Consider the following 15,907-nt stretch of genomic DNA (forward strand, 5'->3'; position numbering starts at 1 on the left):
GGCGTCAGGCCGACGCCAGGTAGTCGCGGATCCAGCCGTAGATGGCGTCGACGTCGGCCAGGTCGATGACTGGCAGCGCGGTGTTGGTGGCCACTTCGTCCACGGCGTCCGTCGCGACGGCGACGATGCCCGGCACCTCGGTCCAGAGCGGCGGCTTGCCGTGGGCGGGCCGGTAGATTTCCAGCTTCGGGAAATCGCTCCACTTGTAGCCTTCGACCATCACGAGGTCGGTGTCGCGCGGCAGCACGGCCAGCGCCTCGCCAATCTCGGGCGACGGCTTGTCCTCGGGGTAGTGGCGCATCAGCGTCAGGTGCCGCGCGCCGACCAGCACCACGTTTTCGCACCCGCCCTGGCGCATCCGCCAGGAATCCTTGCCCGGCGTGTCGGGGTCGAAGCCGTGGTGCGTGTGCTTGATGCCGGCCACGCGCAGGCCGTCGGCCACGAAGCGGGGGATCAACTGGTCCAGCAGCGTCGTCTTGCCGCTGCCAGAGGAACCGGCAATGCCGAATACCTTCACAATGCTTTCCCTGTTGGGCGTCAGAATGCCCTGACAATAGCAGAGTTGGTCCGGGCGATGTGCAGGAGCCGCCCGTTGGCCGATAATCGAGCCATGTCAGGGATCTACGACCGCAACACACCGCCAGACCCCCAGCCGCCGGCCACCGCGCCCAAGGCGGGGATGCCCGCATCGGTGCCGGACCTGGGCACCGCCAGCGCCCGTGCCCGGGCCCGCGTGCTGCACTGGATGCGCCGCCGCGGCAGCCCGGTGCCGGGCAACCATGTCGACCTGCTCTGCAACGGCCAGGCGTTCTTTCCGGCGCTGATCGAGGCCATCGACGCGGCGCGGGTGCACGTCGTGGTGGAGACCTATATCTATGCCGACGACGCCATCGGCGCCCGCGTCGGCGATGCGCTGATCGCGGCGGCGCAGCGCGGCGTGGACGTCCGGCTGGTGGTGGACGGTTTTGGCGCCGGCGACCTGCCGGCCGCCCTGCAGGCGCGGCTGCGCGACGGCGGCGTGGTGCTGGAGATCTACCGCCCGCTGCGCGGCTTCAAGTTCGCGCGCCGCCATCTGCGGCGGCTGCACCGCAAGATCGCCGTCATCGACGGCAAGGTCGCCTTTGTCGGCGGCATCAACATCATCGACGACCACAACCACGGCCCGGTGGATCTGCCCGAGATCGGCCCGCGCTTCGACTTCGCGGTGCGCGTGCGGGGCCCGCTGGTGGCGCAGATTGCGCTGGCGTCGGCGCGGCTCTGGTTCCGCATCGCACAACGCCGGGGCCTGCGCGAGACTGCCAGTGCCTTTGCCGAAGTAGAAACGCTGACGCGCGGCGCGCGCCAGGCGCGGTCCGACGTGCAGCCGGGCGGGGTGCCGGCCAGCCTGCTGCTGCGTGACAACCTGCGCAACCGTCGCACCATCGAACGCGAATACCTGTACGCGCTGGGCGCCGCGCGGCACGACGTGATCCTGGCCAACGCCTACTTTCTGCCCGGCCACAAGATGCGCCGAGCGCTGCTGGCCTGCCGCGAGCGCGGGGTGCGCGTGCGGCTGCTGCTGCAGGGCATGGTCGAATACCGGCTGCAGCATTACGCCACCCACGCGCTGTATGCGCGGCTACTGGAGGCCGGCGTCGAGATCTACGAGTACGAGGAAAGCTTCCTGCACGCCAAGGTGGCGGTGGTCGACGACATCTGGGCGACCGTGGGATCGAGCAACATGGACCCGTTCAGCCTGCTGCTGGCCCGCGAGGCCAACGTGGCCGTCTACGACCCCGCCTTTGCCGGCACGCTGCGCACGCGGCTGGAGGCGGCGATGGCCCAGCGCAGCGCGCGGGTCATGCCCGAAGCCCACGCCGGACTGCCGCGTTTGCGGCGATTTGCCAATTGGGCGGCCTACTACGTGTTGCGTCTCGGCGTCGTCATCGCGGGTGTGGCGGGGCGCTACTGAGGCGCCTCACGGTAACATGTTGCCCTGCCGCAGCTCGGCCATGGCGCCCCCGCGTCACCCGCCGGATCGGCGCGCTTTTCAGCCTTTGCTGCATTGCGCTGCGGCGCGCCGGGTGTTTAGAAACACCGGTCTAATTAAAAACTTGATGCCAGTCGGCCTCGCCAGAATAATCTGAACGACCGTTCTTTTTTGGCTTAGACTTCGTGCATTTACGACGGCAATCTCGCTGTCGACAGTGCCTGCCGAACGCAGTGTCAGGCCAGGAACAGCAGCCTTCGGGGTGCTGCAGAGAACGGAGAGAAACCATGCGACACCAGTCAGTTCGTCTTGAATCCGCCGCCGCGCCCGCGCCCTTGCGCAAGGGCGAGATGACGCGCGTGGCGATTCTCGATGCCGCACTGGAACTGTCGTCCCGCGACGGGCTGGAAGGGCTGACCATCGGCCTGCTCGCGGAACGCATGCAGATGAGCAAGAGCGGCGTGTTCGCGCATTTCGGTTCGCGCGAGGACCTGCAGGTGGAAGTGGTGCGCGAGTATCACCGGCGGTTCGAGCAGGAGGTGTTCTACCCCTCGCTGCAGGAACCGCGCGGGCTGCCTCGCCTGTGGTCGATGGTGCGGCGCTGGATGGAAAAGCGCATCCAGGAAGTGACCACGGGTTGCATCTACATCAGCGGGGCCGTCGAGTACGACGATCGCGCGGAAAGCCCGGTACGTGACGAACTGGTCAAGAGCGTCACGATCTGGCGGGCCGCGCTGATGCGTGCGATCGACCAGGCCCGGGAAGAGGGGCACTTGCGCGCGGACTGCGATCCGCGCCTGATGCTGTTCGAGATGTACAGCCTTGAACTAGGCTTGCATCACGACGCCCGCTTTCTGCGCCTGCCGGACAGTGCCGAGCTTGCCATGGTCGCCCTCAACAAGCTGATTCAGTCTTACCGTACCTGAGCCGCCCCCGGCAACGGTCGCACGCGCCCCCGCGGGGGCGTGCGGCATGCGTGTGTGGCGGCATTGAAAACCTCCAAGGAGTCTTTGATGGGCCAGTACACCGCACCGTTGCGCGACATGCAGTTCGTGCTCCATGAACTGCTCGGCGCAGAAGCCGAACTCAAGGCGATGCCCAAGCACGCGGACATCGACGCGGACACCATCAACCAGGTTATCGAGGAAGCCGGCAAGTTCTGCGCGGACGTGGTGTTCCCGCTGAACCAGCCCGGCGACCGCGAAGGCTGCACCTACGTGGGCGACGGCGTGGTGCGCGCGCCCAAGGGCTTCAAGGAAGCCTACCAGCAGTACGTCGAGGCCGGCTGGCCCGCCCTGGCGTGCGACCCCGAATTCGGCGGCCAGGGCCTGCCGATCGTCGTCAACAACGCGCTGTACGAGATGCTGAACTCGGCCGGCCAGGCGTGGACGATGTACCCGGGCCTGTCCCACGGCGCGTACGAGGCGCTGCACGCACACGGCACGCCGGAACTGAAGCAGGCCTACCTGCCGAAGCTGGTGTCGGGCGTGTGGACCGGCACGATGTGCCTGACCGAGCCGCACTGCGGCACCGACCTGGGCATCCTGCGCACGAAGGCCGAGCCGCAGGCCGATGGCTCGTACGCCATCACGGGCACCAAGATCTTCATCTCGGCCGGCGAGCACGACCTGGCCGAGAACATCATCCACCTGGTGCTGGCGCGCCTGCCGGACGCACCGCAGGGCACCAAGGGCATCTCGCTGTTCGTGGTGCCGAAGTTCATCCCCGACGCCAGCGGCAACCCGGGCGAGCGCAACGGCATCAAGTGCGGCTCGATCGAGCACAAGATGGGCATCCACGGCAACGCCACCTGCGTGATGAACCTGGACGGCGCGCGCGGCTGGCTGGTGGGCGAGGCCAACAAGGGCCTGAACGCCATGTTCGTGATGATGAACGCCGCCCGCCTGGGCGTGGGCGCGCAGGGCCTAGGCCTGACCGAAGTGGCCTACCAGAACTCGCTGGCCTACGCCAAGGACCGCCTGCAGATGCGCGCGCTGACCGGCCCGAAGGCGCCGGACAAGGCCGCCGACCCGATCATCGTCCACCCGGACGTGCGCCGCATGCTGCTGACGCAGAAGGCGTACGCCGAGGGCGGCCGCGCGTTCAGCTACTGGACGGCGCTGCAGATCGACCGCGAGCTGTCGCACCCGGACGAAGCCGTGCGCAAGGAAGCCGCCGACCTGGTGGCGCTGCTGACGCCGGTGATCAAGGCGTTCCTGACCGACAATGCGTTCACCTCGACCAACGAGGGCATGCAGGTGTTCGGCGGCCACGGCTACATCTCCGAGTGGGGCATGGAGCAGTACGTGCGCGACGCCCGCATCAACATGATCTACGAAGGCACCAACACCATCCAGTCGCTGGACCTGCTGGGCCGCAAGATCCTGGGCGACATGGGCGCCAAGCTCAAGGCGTTCGGCAAGATCGTGCAGCAGTTCGTGGAGGAAGAGGGCACGAACGAGGCGATGCAGGAGTTCGTGAACCCGCTGGCCGACATTGGCGACAAGGTCCAGAAGCTGACGATGGAAATCGGCATGAAGGCGATGGGCAACCCCGACGAAGTGGGCGCGGCCGCCGTGCCGTACCTGCGCGTGGTGGGCCACCTGGTCTTTTCGTACTTCTGGGCCCGCATGGCCAAGATCGCGCTGGAAAAGCAGGACAGCGGCGACAAGTTCTACGTGAGCAAGCTGGCCACGGCACGCTTCTACTTCGCCAAGCTGCTGCCCGAGACCGCCGCCGAAATCCGCAAGGCCCGCGCCGGCTCGGCCACGCTGATGGCGCTGGACGCGGATTTGTTCTGATTGTCCTGACCCGCTGAGGGTTTGCTCCCCTCTCCCGTCTCACGGGAGAGGGGCCGGGGGTGAGGGCATGGCGGATCCAGTTGCGACCGTCGCATCTTGAGAGGCTGGCCCTCTCCCCCAACCCCTCTCCCGCCGTGCGGGAGAGGGGAGTCAGACTTCGGCAGACCTATCTTCTCCACAAACGCTCACGACTCTAGGAGCGCGCATGTCCAATTTCATCGTCAAGCAGGTCGCCGTGCTGGGTGCCGGCGTCATGGGGGCGCAGATTGCCGCCCATCTGGTCAATGCCCGCGTGCCCGTGGTGCTGTTCGACCTGCCCGCCAAGGAAGGCCCGAAGAGCGGCATTGCCGCCCGCGCCATCGAGAATCTCAAGAAGCTGTCGCCCGCGCCGCTGGGCATCAAGGACGAGGCCGGCCTGATCCGCGCCGCCAACTACGAGGACGATATCGCGCTGCTCAAAGACTGCGACGTGGTGATCGAGGCGATCGCAGAGCGCATGGACTGGAAGCACGACCTCTACAAGAAGGTGGCGCCGCACCTGGCGCCGCATGCGATCTTTGCCACGAACACCTCGGGCCTGTCGATCACGTCGCTGTCCGACGGCTTCGACGCCGAGCTCAAGGCGCGTTTCTGCGGCGTGCACTTCTTCAACCCGCCGCGCTACATGCACCTGGTGGAGCTGATCCCGACGGCCGCCACGCAGCCCGAGATCCTGGACCGGCTCGAAGCCTTCCTGACCACCACGCTCGGCAAGGGTGTGGTGCGTGCCAAGGACACGCCCAACTTCATCGCCAACCGCGTCGGCATCTTCTCGATCCTGGCCGTGTTTGCCGAGGCCGAGAAGTTCGGCATCCCGTTCGATGTCGTCGATGACCTGACCGGCACCAAGCTGGGCCGCGCCAAGTCCGCCACGTTCCGCACCGCCGACGTGGTCGGCCTGGACACGATGGCGCACGTGATCAAGACGATGCAGGACGGCCTGGGCGGCGACCCGTTCGCGCCGGTCTACCAGACGCCGGCCGTGCTCAAGGGGCTGGTCGATGCCGGCGCGCTGGGCCAGAAGACCGGCGCCGGCTTCTACAAGAAGGAAGGCAAGGCCATCAAGGTGCTGGACGGCAAGACGGGCCAGTACGTCGACGCGGGCAAGAAGGCCGACGAGATCGTCGTGCGCATGCTGAAGAAGGACCCGGCAGAGCGCATCAGGCTGCTGCGCGAATCGACCAACCCGCAGGCGCAGTTCCTGTGGAGCGTGTTCCGCGACGTGTTCCAGTACATCGCGGTCTACCTGGAGCAGATCGCCGGTTCGGCGGCCGACGTGGACCTGGCGATCCGCTGGGGCTTTGGCTGGAACTCGGGTCCGTTCGAGGACTGGCAGGCCGCCGGCTGGACGCAGGTGGCGCAGTGGGTCAAGGAAGACATCGACGCCGGCAAGGCGCTGGCCAACGTGCCGCTGCCCGCCTGGGTGTTCGATGGCGCGGTGCCCGGCAACGGTGGCGTGCACGGCGCGCAGGGCTCGTGGTCGCCGTCGACGAACAGCTTCGTCAAGCGCGCCGCGCTGCCCGTGTACGAGCGCCAGGTGTTCCGCGCCGCGCTCAAGGGCACCGACGCCGCCGACCCGCGCAAGGCCGGCAAGACCATCGAGGAGAACGACGGCGCCCGCATCTGGACCAGCGATGGCGCCGATGACGTGTTGATCATCTCGTTCAAGAGCAAGATGAACACGCTCGGGCCGGACGTGCTCGACACGGTGGTGCGCGCCGTGGAACTGGCCGAGGCCGGCTACAAGGGCCTGGTCGTCTGGCAGCCGACGTCGCTGCAACTGGGCGCGCCGGGCGGCCCGTTCTCGGCCGGGGCCAACCTGGAGGCGGCGATGCCGGCCTTCATGATGGGCGGCGCCAAGGGCATCGAGCCGTTCGTCAAGAAGTTCCAGGACACGATGATGCGCGTGAAGTACGCGGCGGTGCCGGTGGTGCCGGCCGTGTCCGGCATCGCGCTGGGCGGCGGCTGCGAGCTGATGCTGCAGTCGGCCAGGCGCGTGGTGGCGCTGGAAAGCTACGTCGGCCTGGTCGAAGTGGGCGTGGGCCTGGTGCCGGCCGGCGGCGGCCTCAAGGAGGCGGCCATTGCGGCGGCCCGTGCGGCCCAGGCCGCGGGCAGCACCAACTACCTGAATTTCCTGACCAACCGCTTCCAGGCGGCGGCGATGGCCAAGGTGTCGACGTCGGCGCTGGACGCGCAGAAGATCGGCTACGTGCAGCCGACCGACACCATCGTCTACAACGTCCACGAACTGCTGTACGTGGCGCAGAGCGAAGTGCGCGCGCTGGCCAACGCCGGCTACCGCGCGCCGCTGCCGGGCCAGTTGATCCCGGTGGCCGGCCGCTCGGGCATCGCCACGATCCAGGCGTCGCTCGTGAACATGCGCGACGGCAACTTCATCTCGGCGCACGACTTCCTGATCGCGTCGCGCATCGCGGAAGTGGTCTGCGGCGGCGACGTCGAGGCCGGCTCGCTGGTCAGCGAGGAATGGCTGCTGGCGCTGGAACGCAAGGCGTTCATCGACCTGCTCGGCACGGGCAAGACGCAGGAGCGCATCATGGGCATGCTGCAGACGGGCAAGCCGGTGCGCAACTAATCCGCCAACGAGGAACCGACATCATGAAACAACTGCAAGACGCCTACATCGTTGCGGCTACCCGTTCGCCGATCGGCAAGGCGCCCAAGGGCGCGTTCCGGAACACCCGTCCCGACGACCTGCTGGCCACGATCCTGAAGGCCGCCGTGGCCCAGGTGCCGGGCCTGGACCCGGCGCTGATCGAGGACGCCATCGTCGGCTGCGCCATCCCCGAGGCCCAGCAGGGCCTGAACGTGGCGCGCATCGGCGCGCTGCTGGCCGGCCTGCCGAACACGGTGGGCGGCATTACCGTGAACCGCTTCTGCGCGTCGGGCCTGTCGGCCGTGGCGATGGCGGCGGACCGCATCCGCGTGGGTGAGTCGGACGTGATGATCGCGGCCGGCGTGGAATCGATGAGCATGGTGCCGATGATGGGCAACTCGCCGTCGATGTCGCCGTCGATCTTCGAGCGTGACGAGAACGTCGGCATTGCCTACGGCATGGGCCTGACCGCCGAGAAGGTGGCCACGCAGTGGCAGGTCAGCCGCGAGGACCAGGACGCGTTCTCGCTGGCGTCGCACCAGAAGGCCATCGCCGCGCAGCAGGCCGGCGAGTTCCAGGACGAGATCACCCCGATCGAGGTCGTCGAGAAATTCCCGGACCTGGCCACGGGGCAGGTGGGCGTCAAGACGCGCACCGTGGCGCTGGACGAAGGCCCGCGCCCGGACACGTCGGTCGAAGGGCTGGCCAAGCTGCGGGCGGTGTTTGCCAACAAGGGCAGCGTGACGGCCGGCAACAGCTCGCAGACGTCGGACGGCGCCGGCGCGTTGATCCTGGTCTCGGAGAAGATCCTCAAGCAGTTCAACCTCGTGCCGCTGGCCCGCTTCGTGTCGTTCGCGGTGCGCGGCGTGCCGCCCGAGATCATGGGGATTGGCCCGAAGGCGGCCATTCCGGCCGCGTTGAAGGCGGCCGGCCTGACGCAGGACCAGATCGACTGGATCGAGCTGAACGAGGCATTCGCCGCGCAGTCGCTGGCGGTGATGCGCGACCTGGAGCTGGACCCGGGCAAGGTGAACCGCATGGGCGGCGCGATTGCGCTGGGCCATCCGCTGGGCGCCACGGGCGCGATCCGCTCGGCCACCGTGGTGCACGCGCTGCGTCGCCACAATCTCAAGTACGGCATGGTGACCATGTGCGTGGGCACGGGCATGGGCGCCGCCGGCATCTTCGAGCGCGTATAAGCATCGACCAAACGCGCCGCACAGGGACAGCCCGGCGAGGGCTGTCCCGACCTTCGATCAGATGAGGAAATGTATGGACACGGAGATGCCAACACGTTGACGCACTGATACGGAGGAGAACAACAATATGCAGGAGACAGCCATTCTGGCCGACGCGGCGTGCGACATGCCGCGCACGATGATGGACGCACTTGGCGTGCGAACCATCCCGTTCCGCATTCGCGCCGGCGACCGCTTCGTGGTCGACACCCGCGACGAAGCGGCGCTGCCCGACCTCTACCAGCAGTACCTGGTGGGCAAGCAGGACCACTACGCCGAATCGATCCCGCTGCTTGAGCGCGAGCTGGAAGACCACCTGCTCAGGCACGTGGTGGCCGGCTGCGACCGCGCCATCCTGCTGACGATTGCCAGCAGCCGCAGCAAGCTCTACGCCAATGCCACGGGCGCCGTGGTGGGCACGGTGGCGCGCAGTTTCAAGCTGCGCAAGGACGCCGGGCGCAGCGGGCTGTTCGACCTGACCGTGATCGACACGGGCGCCATCGGGCCGGGCCAGGCGCTGATCGTGCGCGAGGCCGCGCGCATGCTGGCTGACGGCGCCAGCGCGGCGCAGGTGGTGGACGCCGTGGAGCATCGCCTGCGCGATGCCGCACACATGTTCCTGATTCCGGACGAGCTGCTGTACATGTACACGCGCGCGAAGCACAAGGGCGAGAACAGCATCACGTGGGGCCGTTACATGCTGGGCAGCGCGTTCAATATCCGGCCGGTCATCCGCATGCACCAGGGCGAGACCGAGGCCATCGCCAAGGTGCGCGGCACCGACGAGGGCATCCGCCGCCTGCTGGGCCATGCGGAAGCCTGCATCCGGGCCCGCTGCCTGCTGACCCCGGCCGTGGCCGCGGCCTACGCGGGCGACCTGGACGATGTGGCGGCCTGGCCCGCGTGGCAGTCGCTGGCCGATACGGCGCGCCGCTACGACGTGCAGCTCATGCTGGCGCCGATGAGCCTGACCGTCGCGCTGAACGTGGGCGCGGGCGCGTTCGGCCTGAGTTATCTTTCCGAAGTGCCGCCACCGTTCGTGTGAGCGGCGACCATTACGACCGAGACGAGGAAGACATGAGCATTGCTACCCGCATCGACCAGGGCGTCCTGACCATTGGTTTCGATCGCATCGACAAGAAGAACGCCATCACCGCCGCCATGTACCAGACCATGGCCGATGCGCTGCGCGCCGCCGAGACCGACAACGCCGTGCGCGTGATCGTGATCGAGGGCAAGCCCGAGATCTTCACGGCCGGCAACGACCTGGAAGACTTCATGAAGCGCCCGCCCACGCAGGGCAGCGACGGCGCCGAGCCGCCGGTGTTCCAGTTCCTGCACGCGATCAGCCACGCCAGCAAGCCCGTGGTGGCATCGGTCAGCGGGGCGGCCGTGGGCATCGGCACCACGCTGCTGCTGCACTGCGACCTGGTCTACGCGTCGGACACCGCCAGGCTGTCGCTGCCGTTCGCGCAGCTGGGCCTGTGCCCGGAAGCGGCGTCCAGCCTGCTGCTGCCGCGCCTGGTGGGCTACCAGCGTGCGGCGGAAAAGCTGCTGCTCGGCGAGGCGTTCAGCGCGCAGGAGGCATTCTCGATCGGGCTGGTGACGAAGGTGCTGCCCCTGGCCGAGCTGCCCGATTTCGTGCGCCAGCAGGCCGCCAAGCTGGCGGCGTTGCCCGCGTCGTCGCTGCGCGAGACCAAGCGGCTGATGAAGGGGGGCGACGTGGCGGCCGTGGAGAAGAAAATGGCCGAGGAGGGCGAGGTCTTCCGCCGCATGCTGGTGGCGCCCGAAGCCAAGGAGGCTTTCACGGCGTTCTTCGAAAAGCGCAAGCCGGATTTTTCGAAGTTCGATTGAGCAGGGCGCCGGCGGCCAATCGACGACCTGTCGTGTCAGAACCGACCGGCCCTCGCCCCTGACCCCTCTTCAGCCATGCGGAAGAGGGAACCCAGAGCAAGGGAGGACGCCGGTCAAGCCGTCGGCAACACCCTCGGCATCCGGCTTTCATCCGTCGCCACGTACGTCAGCGTGGCTTCCGTGACCTTGACGATCTCGTGGCTGTGGCGCATGCGTTGCGCGTAGACCTCCACGGAAACCGTGATCGAGGTGCGCCCCGTCTTGACGATATCCGCGTAGAAGCTGACCAGGTCGCCCACGAACACGGGGTGCTTGAACAGGAACGAATTCACCGCCACCGTGGCCACGCGGCCCTGGGCGCGTTCCACGGCCGGGATGGAGCCGGCGATGTCGACCTGCGCCATGATCCAGCCGCCGAACACGTCGCCGTGGACGTTGGCGTCGGCGGGCATCGGCACCACACGCAGGGCGGGGTTCTTGCCGGGCGGCAGTTCGGAGACGGGGGCGGATGTGGACATGTCGGGGACCGAGGAGAGCGGGAAATACGGGGCGTTCATGGGCAGTGGGGCAGTGGCCTGCCGGACGTGGCGATCTCTGCGACAATCGCGGCATTGGCACGAATTCTAACGTATGCGCCGCTATTCCACGACCGCCGAGCCCGCCCCCGCCGAGCCGGCCAATCCCCTGTTCCAGGGCGCTGGCGCCCCGCGCAGCGACTGGCAGACCGTCCGCAACCTGCTGCCTTACGTCTGGCACTACAAGTGGCGCGTGATGCTGGCGCTGGCCTGCCTGGTGGCCGCCAAGGTGGCCAACCTGGGCGTGCCGGTGCTGATGAAGAAGCTGGTCGACAGCATGGACATCAAGGCCGGCGACGCCACCGCGCTGCTGGTGGTGCCCGTCGGCCTGATCGTCGCCTACGGGCTGCTGCGGCTGTCCGGCTCGCTCTTCACCGAGTTGCGCGAGATCCTCTTTTCGAAGGTGACGCAGAGCGCCGTGCGCGAGATCGCGCTGCAGGTGTTCCGCCATCTGCACGCGCTGTCGCTGCGCTTTCACCTGGAGCGGCAGACCGGCGGCATGAGCCGCGACATCGAGCGGGGCACGCGCGGCATCCAGTCGCTGATCTCGTACTCGCTGTACAGCATCCTGCCCACGCTGGTGGAAATGTCGCTGGTCATCGGCTTCTTTTTCCTGCACTACGACATCTGGTTCGCGGCCATCACACTGTGCGCGCTGGTGGGCTATATCGTCTTCACGATCGTCGTGACCGAGTGGCGCACGCACTTCCGGCGCCGGATGAACGAGCTGGATTCGCGCGCCAACCAGAAGGCCATCGACTCGCTGCTGAACTTCGAGACCGTCAAGTACTTCGGCAACGAGGAATACGAGGCGCGGCGCTATGACGAGAACCTGCGCACCTACCGCGCGGCGGCAATCCGCTCGCAGAACTCGCTGTCGTTCCTGAACTTCGGCCAGCAGGCCATCATCGCCACGGGGCTGATCCTGATCCTCTGGCGCGCCACGGTAGGCGTGGCGGCCGGCAAGCTCACGCTGGGCGACCTGGTGCTGGTCAACACGCTGATGATCCAGCTCTACATCCCGCTGAACTTCCTCGGCGTGATCTACCGCGAGATCAAGCAGTCCACGACCGACATGGACCGGATGTTCGTGCTGCTGGGCACCAACCAGGAGGTGGCCGATGCCCCCGACGCGCCGCCGCTGCGCGTCAACGGCGCGGCGGTCCGCTTCCGGCATGTCGGGTTCGGGTACGAGCCCAACCGCGTGATCCTGCACGACGTGGACTTCACGATCGCCGCCGGCACCACCACGGCCGTGGTCGGCCACAGCGGCTCGGGCAAGTCGACGCTCGCCCGGCTGCTGTTCCGCTTCTACGACGTGTCGCAGGGCGCGATCGAGGTGGACGGGCAGGACATCCGCGCGGTGCGCCAGTCCACGCTGCGCGCGTCGATCGGCATCGTGCCGCAGGACACCGTGCTGTTCAACGACAGCATCTACTACAACATCGCCTACGGGCGGCCCGAGGCCACGCGCGAGGAAGTGATCGCCGCCGCGCGGGCCGCGCAGATCGACCACTTCATCAGCGAACTGCCGCAGGGGTACGACACGCCGGTGGGCGAGCGCGGGCTGAAGCTGTCGGGCGGCGAGAAGCAGCGCGTGGCCATTGCCCGGACGCTGCTCAAGAACCCGCCGATCCTGGTGTTCGACGAAGCCACCTCGGCGCTGGATTCGCGCACCGAGCAGGCCATCCAGGCCGAGCTGATGCGGCTGGCGCAGAACCGCACCACGCTGCTAATCGCGCACCGGCTGTCCACGGTGGTCCATGCCGACCAGATCCTGGTGATGGACCACGGCCGCATCGTCGAGCGCGGCACGCACGCCGAGCTGATGCGCGCCAACGGCCGCTACGCAGAGATGTGGCAGATCCAGGCGCGCAACGCGGCCAAGGGCGTGCCCGACGGCGACGATGCGCGCGACATCGAGGTGGGCGACGCGACGCAGGACGCCTGACGATTGTCGACAATGGAGGGCGGCAACGCCCGCCGACACCGGCCCGCGCACAATCGTGGGTCGTCAATGCACAGCGGCCACGCCTCGCGCCGGTGCATGACAACCCGGTGAAAGGCTGGCACGCCCCTTGCGGAAAGCCTGCTCCAGAGAGATCAACAACTGGAGAAGGTCCATGCCGCAATCCCCCGTGCGCCGTCATCTGCTGAAGCTGTGCACCGCCCTGGGCACCACGATGGTGCTGTCGACACTCTGCGCGGGCACCGCCCAGGCGCAGGCCGCGACCAAGGTGCGCTTTCAGCTCGACTGGCGCTTCGAAGGGCCGTCCGCCCTGTTCCTGCTGGGCGAGCAGAAGGGCTACTTCAAGGCCGAGAAGCTCGACGTGTCGATCGACGCCGGCAACGGGTCGGGCAACGTGGTGAACCGCGTGGCATCGGGCACGTACGACATGGGCTTTGCCGACCTGGCGTCGGTGATGGAGTTCTACGGCAACAACCCCGACGCGCGCAACAAGCCGGTGGCCGTGATGATGGTCTACAACAACACGCCGGCCGCCATCCTGGCGCTGAAGAAGTCCGGCATCAAGGCGCCCAGGGACCTGACCGGCAAGAAGCTGGGCGCGCCGGTGTTCGACGCCGGCCGCCGCGCGTTCCCGATCTTCGCCAAGGCCAACGGCCTGCAGGCCGCGTCGTTCAACTGGCAGGCGATGGACCCGACGCTGCGCGAGACGATGCTGGCGCGCGGCGACCTTGACGCCATCACCGGCTTCTCGTTCACGTCGATCCTGAACCTGAACGCGCGCGGCGTGAAGGACGAGGACATCGTCGTGCTGCCGTACCCGCAGTACGGCGTGAAGCTCTACGGCAACGCCATCATCGCGTCCGAGCAGTTCCTCAAGGCCCATCCCGAGGCCGTCAAGGCGTTCCTGCGCGCGTTTGCCAAGTCGGCGCGCGACGTCATCGCGCGGCCGGAAGAGGGCATCAAGGCCGTGAAGGCGCGCGACGGCATCATCGACGAGAAGCTGGAGGTGCGCCGGCTGAAGATCGCGCTGGACAGCGTGGTCAAGTCGCCCGATGCAAAGGCCGAAGGGTTTGGCCGCGTCAGCAAGCCGCGCCTGTCGCTGATGGCGTCGCAGGTGGCCGACGCGTTCGGCACCAAGGGCCGCATTGACGCCGATGCCGTGTGGACCGACGCCTACCTGCCGTCGGCCGCCGAACTGGACGTGCTGCGATGATGGCAAGGCAGGCACAGATGCCCGCGGCAGGCGGCGCGGGCACCGACGTCGGCGGCAAGCCGTTCGTCGACTTCAACCGCGTCTGGCTGGCCTACGACGACGACCTGGCGCGCCGGGGCGAATTCGCGGTCGAGGATATCTCGCTGCAGGCGGCGCCGGGCGAGTTCATCGCCATCGTCGGCCCGTCCGGCTGCGGCAAGTCTACGTTCATGAAGCTGGCCACCGGCCTGCGCCCGGCCACGCGCGGCGTGGTGACCATCGACGGCGAGCGCGTGACCGGGCCGCTCAAGCAGGTGGGCATGGCGTTCCAGGCGCCCACGCTGTTGCCGTGGCGCACGACGCTGGCCAACGTGATGCTGCCGCTGGAGATCGTCGAGCCGTACCGGTCGACGATGCGCCGGCGGCGGGCCGAGTACGAGGAACGGGCGCGCGCGCTGCTGAAGACCGTCGGGCTGGCCGGCTACGAGGACAAGTACCCGTGGCAGCTCTCTGGCGGCATGCAGCAGCGGGCGTCGATCTGCCGGGCGCTGATCCACCAGCCGCGCATGCTGCTGCTGGACGAGCCGTTCGGCGCGCTGGACGCCTTCACGCGCGAGGAACTCTGGTGCGTGCTGCGCGACCTCTGGCAGGCGCAGCGCTTCAACGTGATCCTGGTCACGCACGACCTGCGCGAGGCGGTCTTCCTGGCGGACACCGTCTACGTGATGAGCGCCCGGCCGGGCCGCATCCTGCTGCGCAAGGAGATCGACCTGCCGCGCCCGCGCCCGCTGGACATCACCTATACCGAACCCTTTGCCGAACGCGTGCACCTGCTGCGCGAGAAAATCGGCCACGTCAGGCAATCATGATCATGGCAACCATGTCCGCTGCCCAGGCGAAGCGCGTCCAGCGCGTCGCCCCCTGGATTCTTCTTGGCGCCTGCCTGCTGCTGTGGCAGGGCGCCTGCCTGGTGTTCGACGTGTCGGACTTCATCCTGCCGAGCCCGTCGGCCATCGTCGCCTCGCTGGCGGAATACGGCGGCGTGATCGCCGGCCACGCCTGGCGCACATTCTGGACCACGATGGTCGGCTTTGGCCTGGCCATCGTGGTGGGCGTGGTGCTGGGCATGCTGATGGGATCGTCGCGGCTGGCCTATGCCGCCACCTATCCGCTGATGACCGCGTTCAACGCGCTGCCCAAGGCGGCGTTCGTGCCGATCCTGGTGGTCTGGTGCGGCCTGGGCGCCGGCCCGGCCATCCTCACCGCGTTCCTGATCTCGTTCTTCCCGATCATGGTGAACATCGCCACCGGGCTGGCTACGCTGGAGCCGGAACTGGAAGACGTGCTGCGGGTGCTGGGTGCGCGGCGGCGCGACGTGCTGCTCAAGGTGGGCCTGCCGCGCGCGATGCCGTTCTTCTTCGCGTCGCTGAAGGTGGCCATCACGCTGGCCTTCGTCGGCACGACGGTGTCGGAGATGAACGCGGCCAACGAGGGCATCGGCTACCTGCTGGTGTCGGCCGGCTCGGCGATGAAGATGCCGCTGGCGTTTGCCGGGCTGGTCGTCATCGCGGTCATGGCGATGGGCATGTACGAGCTGTTCGCCGTGGTGGAAAAGCGCATGACCGGCTGGGCGCACCGCGGCTGACCGGGCGGCGC

13 protein-coding genes are annotated in these 15,907 nt (G+C 67.8%); 11 read left to right on the plus strand and 2 right to left on the minus strand.

Going from position 1 to position 15,907, the window contains the following annotated elements; genetic code table 11:
- Positions 1-4: 4 nt before the first annotated feature.
- Entirely contained in the window at positions 5-517 is a 513-nt protein-coding gene (gene mobB, locus EPAKOI_RS01855) for a molybdopterin-guanine dinucleotide biosynthesis protein B (RefSeq protein ID WP_313837683.1), read from the minus strand.
- A gap of 162 nt (positions 518-679) precedes the next feature.
- On the opposite strand from mobB, the gene clsB reads away from it, so the two are divergent.
- From clsB to EPAKOI_RS01890, 7 genes are all read left to right on the plus strand, one after another.
- Entirely contained in the window at positions 680-1,951 is a 1,272-nt protein-coding gene (gene clsB, locus EPAKOI_RS01860) for a cardiolipin synthase ClsB (protein WP_423193472.1), read from the plus strand.
- A gap of 353 nt (positions 1,952-2,304) precedes the next feature.
- On the plus strand, positions 2,305-2,895 hold the full coding sequence (locus EPAKOI_RS01865) for a TetR/AcrR family transcriptional regulator (RefSeq protein WP_026035162.1): 591 nt from the start codon (positions 2,305-2,307) through the stop codon (positions 2,893-2,895).
- Between the two features lie 87 nt (positions 2,896-2,982).
- Positions 2,983-4,770: an acyl-CoA dehydrogenase C-terminal domain-containing protein gene (locus EPAKOI_RS01870; protein ID WP_124682458.1), complete on the plus strand. Its 1,788-nt coding sequence runs from the start codon at positions 2,983-2,985 to the stop codon at positions 4,768-4,770.
- Between the two features lie 205 nt (positions 4,771-4,975).
- Entirely contained in the window at positions 4,976-7,402 is a 2,427-nt protein-coding gene (locus tag EPAKOI_RS01875) for a 3-hydroxyacyl-CoA dehydrogenase/enoyl-CoA hydratase family protein (RefSeq protein ID WP_423192818.1), read from the plus strand.
- Between the two features lie 20 nt (positions 7,403-7,422).
- Positions 7,423-8,622, plus strand: a complete 1,200-nt coding sequence (locus EPAKOI_RS01880; RefSeq protein ID WP_423193473.1) for an acetyl-CoA C-acyltransferase — start codon at positions 7,423-7,425, stop codon at positions 8,620-8,622.
- Between the two features lie 127 nt (positions 8,623-8,749).
- Entirely contained in the window at positions 8,750-9,706 is a 957-nt protein-coding gene (locus tag EPAKOI_RS01885) for a DegV family protein (protein ID WP_423192819.1), read from the plus strand.
- Positions 9,707-9,738: 32 nt separating this feature from the next.
- Positions 9,739-10,515, plus strand: coding sequence for an enoyl-CoA hydratase (locus EPAKOI_RS01890; protein ID WP_124682455.1), 777 nt, complete (start codon positions 9,739-9,741; stop codon positions 10,513-10,515).
- Positions 10,516-10,628: 113 nt separating this feature from the next.
- Here EPAKOI_RS01890 and EPAKOI_RS01895 read toward each other — a convergent pair whose 3' ends face one another.
- Positions 10,629-11,033, minus strand: coding sequence for an acyl-CoA thioesterase (locus tag EPAKOI_RS01895; protein ID WP_423192820.1), 405 nt, complete (start codon positions 11,031-11,033; stop codon positions 10,629-10,631).
- 112 nt (positions 11,034-11,145) lie between these two features.
- Here EPAKOI_RS01895 and EPAKOI_RS01900 point away from each other — a divergent pair, with 112 nt between their 5' ends.
- The 4 genes from EPAKOI_RS01900 to EPAKOI_RS01915 all read left to right on the plus strand — a co-directional run bounded on the left by EPAKOI_RS01900 (position 11,146) and on the right by EPAKOI_RS01915 (position 15,896).
- Complete coding sequence (locus tag EPAKOI_RS01900; protein WP_423192821.1) at positions 11,146-13,041, plus strand: ABCB family ABC transporter ATP-binding protein/permease; 1,896 nt, start codon at positions 11,146-11,148, stop codon at positions 13,039-13,041.
- 172 nt (positions 13,042-13,213) lie between these two features.
- Positions 13,214-14,272, plus strand: coding sequence for an ABC transporter substrate-binding protein (locus EPAKOI_RS01905; protein ID WP_124682452.1), 1,059 nt, complete (start codon positions 13,214-13,216; stop codon positions 14,270-14,272).
- Positions 14,269-15,120: an ABC transporter ATP-binding protein gene (locus EPAKOI_RS01910; protein WP_423192822.1), complete on the plus strand. Its 852-nt coding sequence runs from the start codon at positions 14,269-14,271 to the stop codon at positions 15,118-15,120. The genes EPAKOI_RS01905 and EPAKOI_RS01910 overlap by 4 nt, the downstream gene beginning before the upstream one ends.
- Positions 15,117-15,896, plus strand: a complete 780-nt coding sequence (locus tag EPAKOI_RS01915; RefSeq protein WP_423192823.1) for an ABC transporter permease — start codon at positions 15,117-15,119, stop codon at positions 15,894-15,896. The genes EPAKOI_RS01910 and EPAKOI_RS01915 overlap by 4 nt, the downstream gene beginning before the upstream one ends.
- Positions 15,897-15,907 lie beyond the last annotated feature (11 nt).

This window comes from Cupriavidus sp. H18C2 (genome assembly GCF_049393795.1).
Classification (GTDB): domain Bacteria; phylum Pseudomonadota; class Gammaproteobacteria; order Burkholderiales; family Burkholderiaceae; genus Cupriavidus; species Cupriavidus pauculus_C.

Coding starts and splice junctions, on each gene's coding strand:
- clsB (WP_423193472.1), top strand. CDS start 680: ATGCCCGCATCGGTGCCGGACCTGGGCACCGCCAGCGCCCGTGCCCGG.
- EPAKOI_RS01870 (WP_124682458.1), top strand. CDS start 2,983: ATGGGCCAGTACACCGCACCGTTGCGCGACATGCAGTTCGTGCTCCAT.
- EPAKOI_RS01875 (WP_423192818.1), top strand. CDS start 4,976: ATGTCCAATTTCATCGTCAAGCAGGTCGCCGTGCTGGGTGCCGGCGTC.
- EPAKOI_RS01885 (WP_423192819.1), top strand. CDS start 8,750: ATGCAGGAGACAGCCATTCTGGCCGACGCGGCGTGCGACATGCCGCGC.
- EPAKOI_RS01890 (WP_124682455.1), top strand. CDS start 9,739: ATGAGCATTGCTACCCGCATCGACCAGGGCGTCCTGACCATTGGTTTC.
- EPAKOI_RS01895 (WP_423192820.1), bottom strand. CDS start 11,033: ATGTCCACATCCGCCCCCGTCTCCGAACTGCCGCCCGGCAAGAACCCC.
- EPAKOI_RS01900 (WP_423192821.1), top strand. CDS start 11,146: ATGCGCCGCTATTCCACGACCGCCGAGCCCGCCCCCGCCGAGCCGGCC.
- EPAKOI_RS01905 (WP_124682452.1), top strand. CDS start 13,214: ATGCCGCAATCCCCCGTGCGCCGTCATCTGCTGAAGCTGTGCACCGCC.
- EPAKOI_RS01910 (WP_423192822.1), top strand. CDS start 14,269: ATGATGGCAAGGCAGGCACAGATGCCCGCGGCAGGCGGCGCGGGCACC.
- EPAKOI_RS01915 (WP_423192823.1), top strand. CDS start 15,117: ATGATCATGGCAACCATGTCCGCTGCCCAGGCGAAGCGCGTCCAGCGC.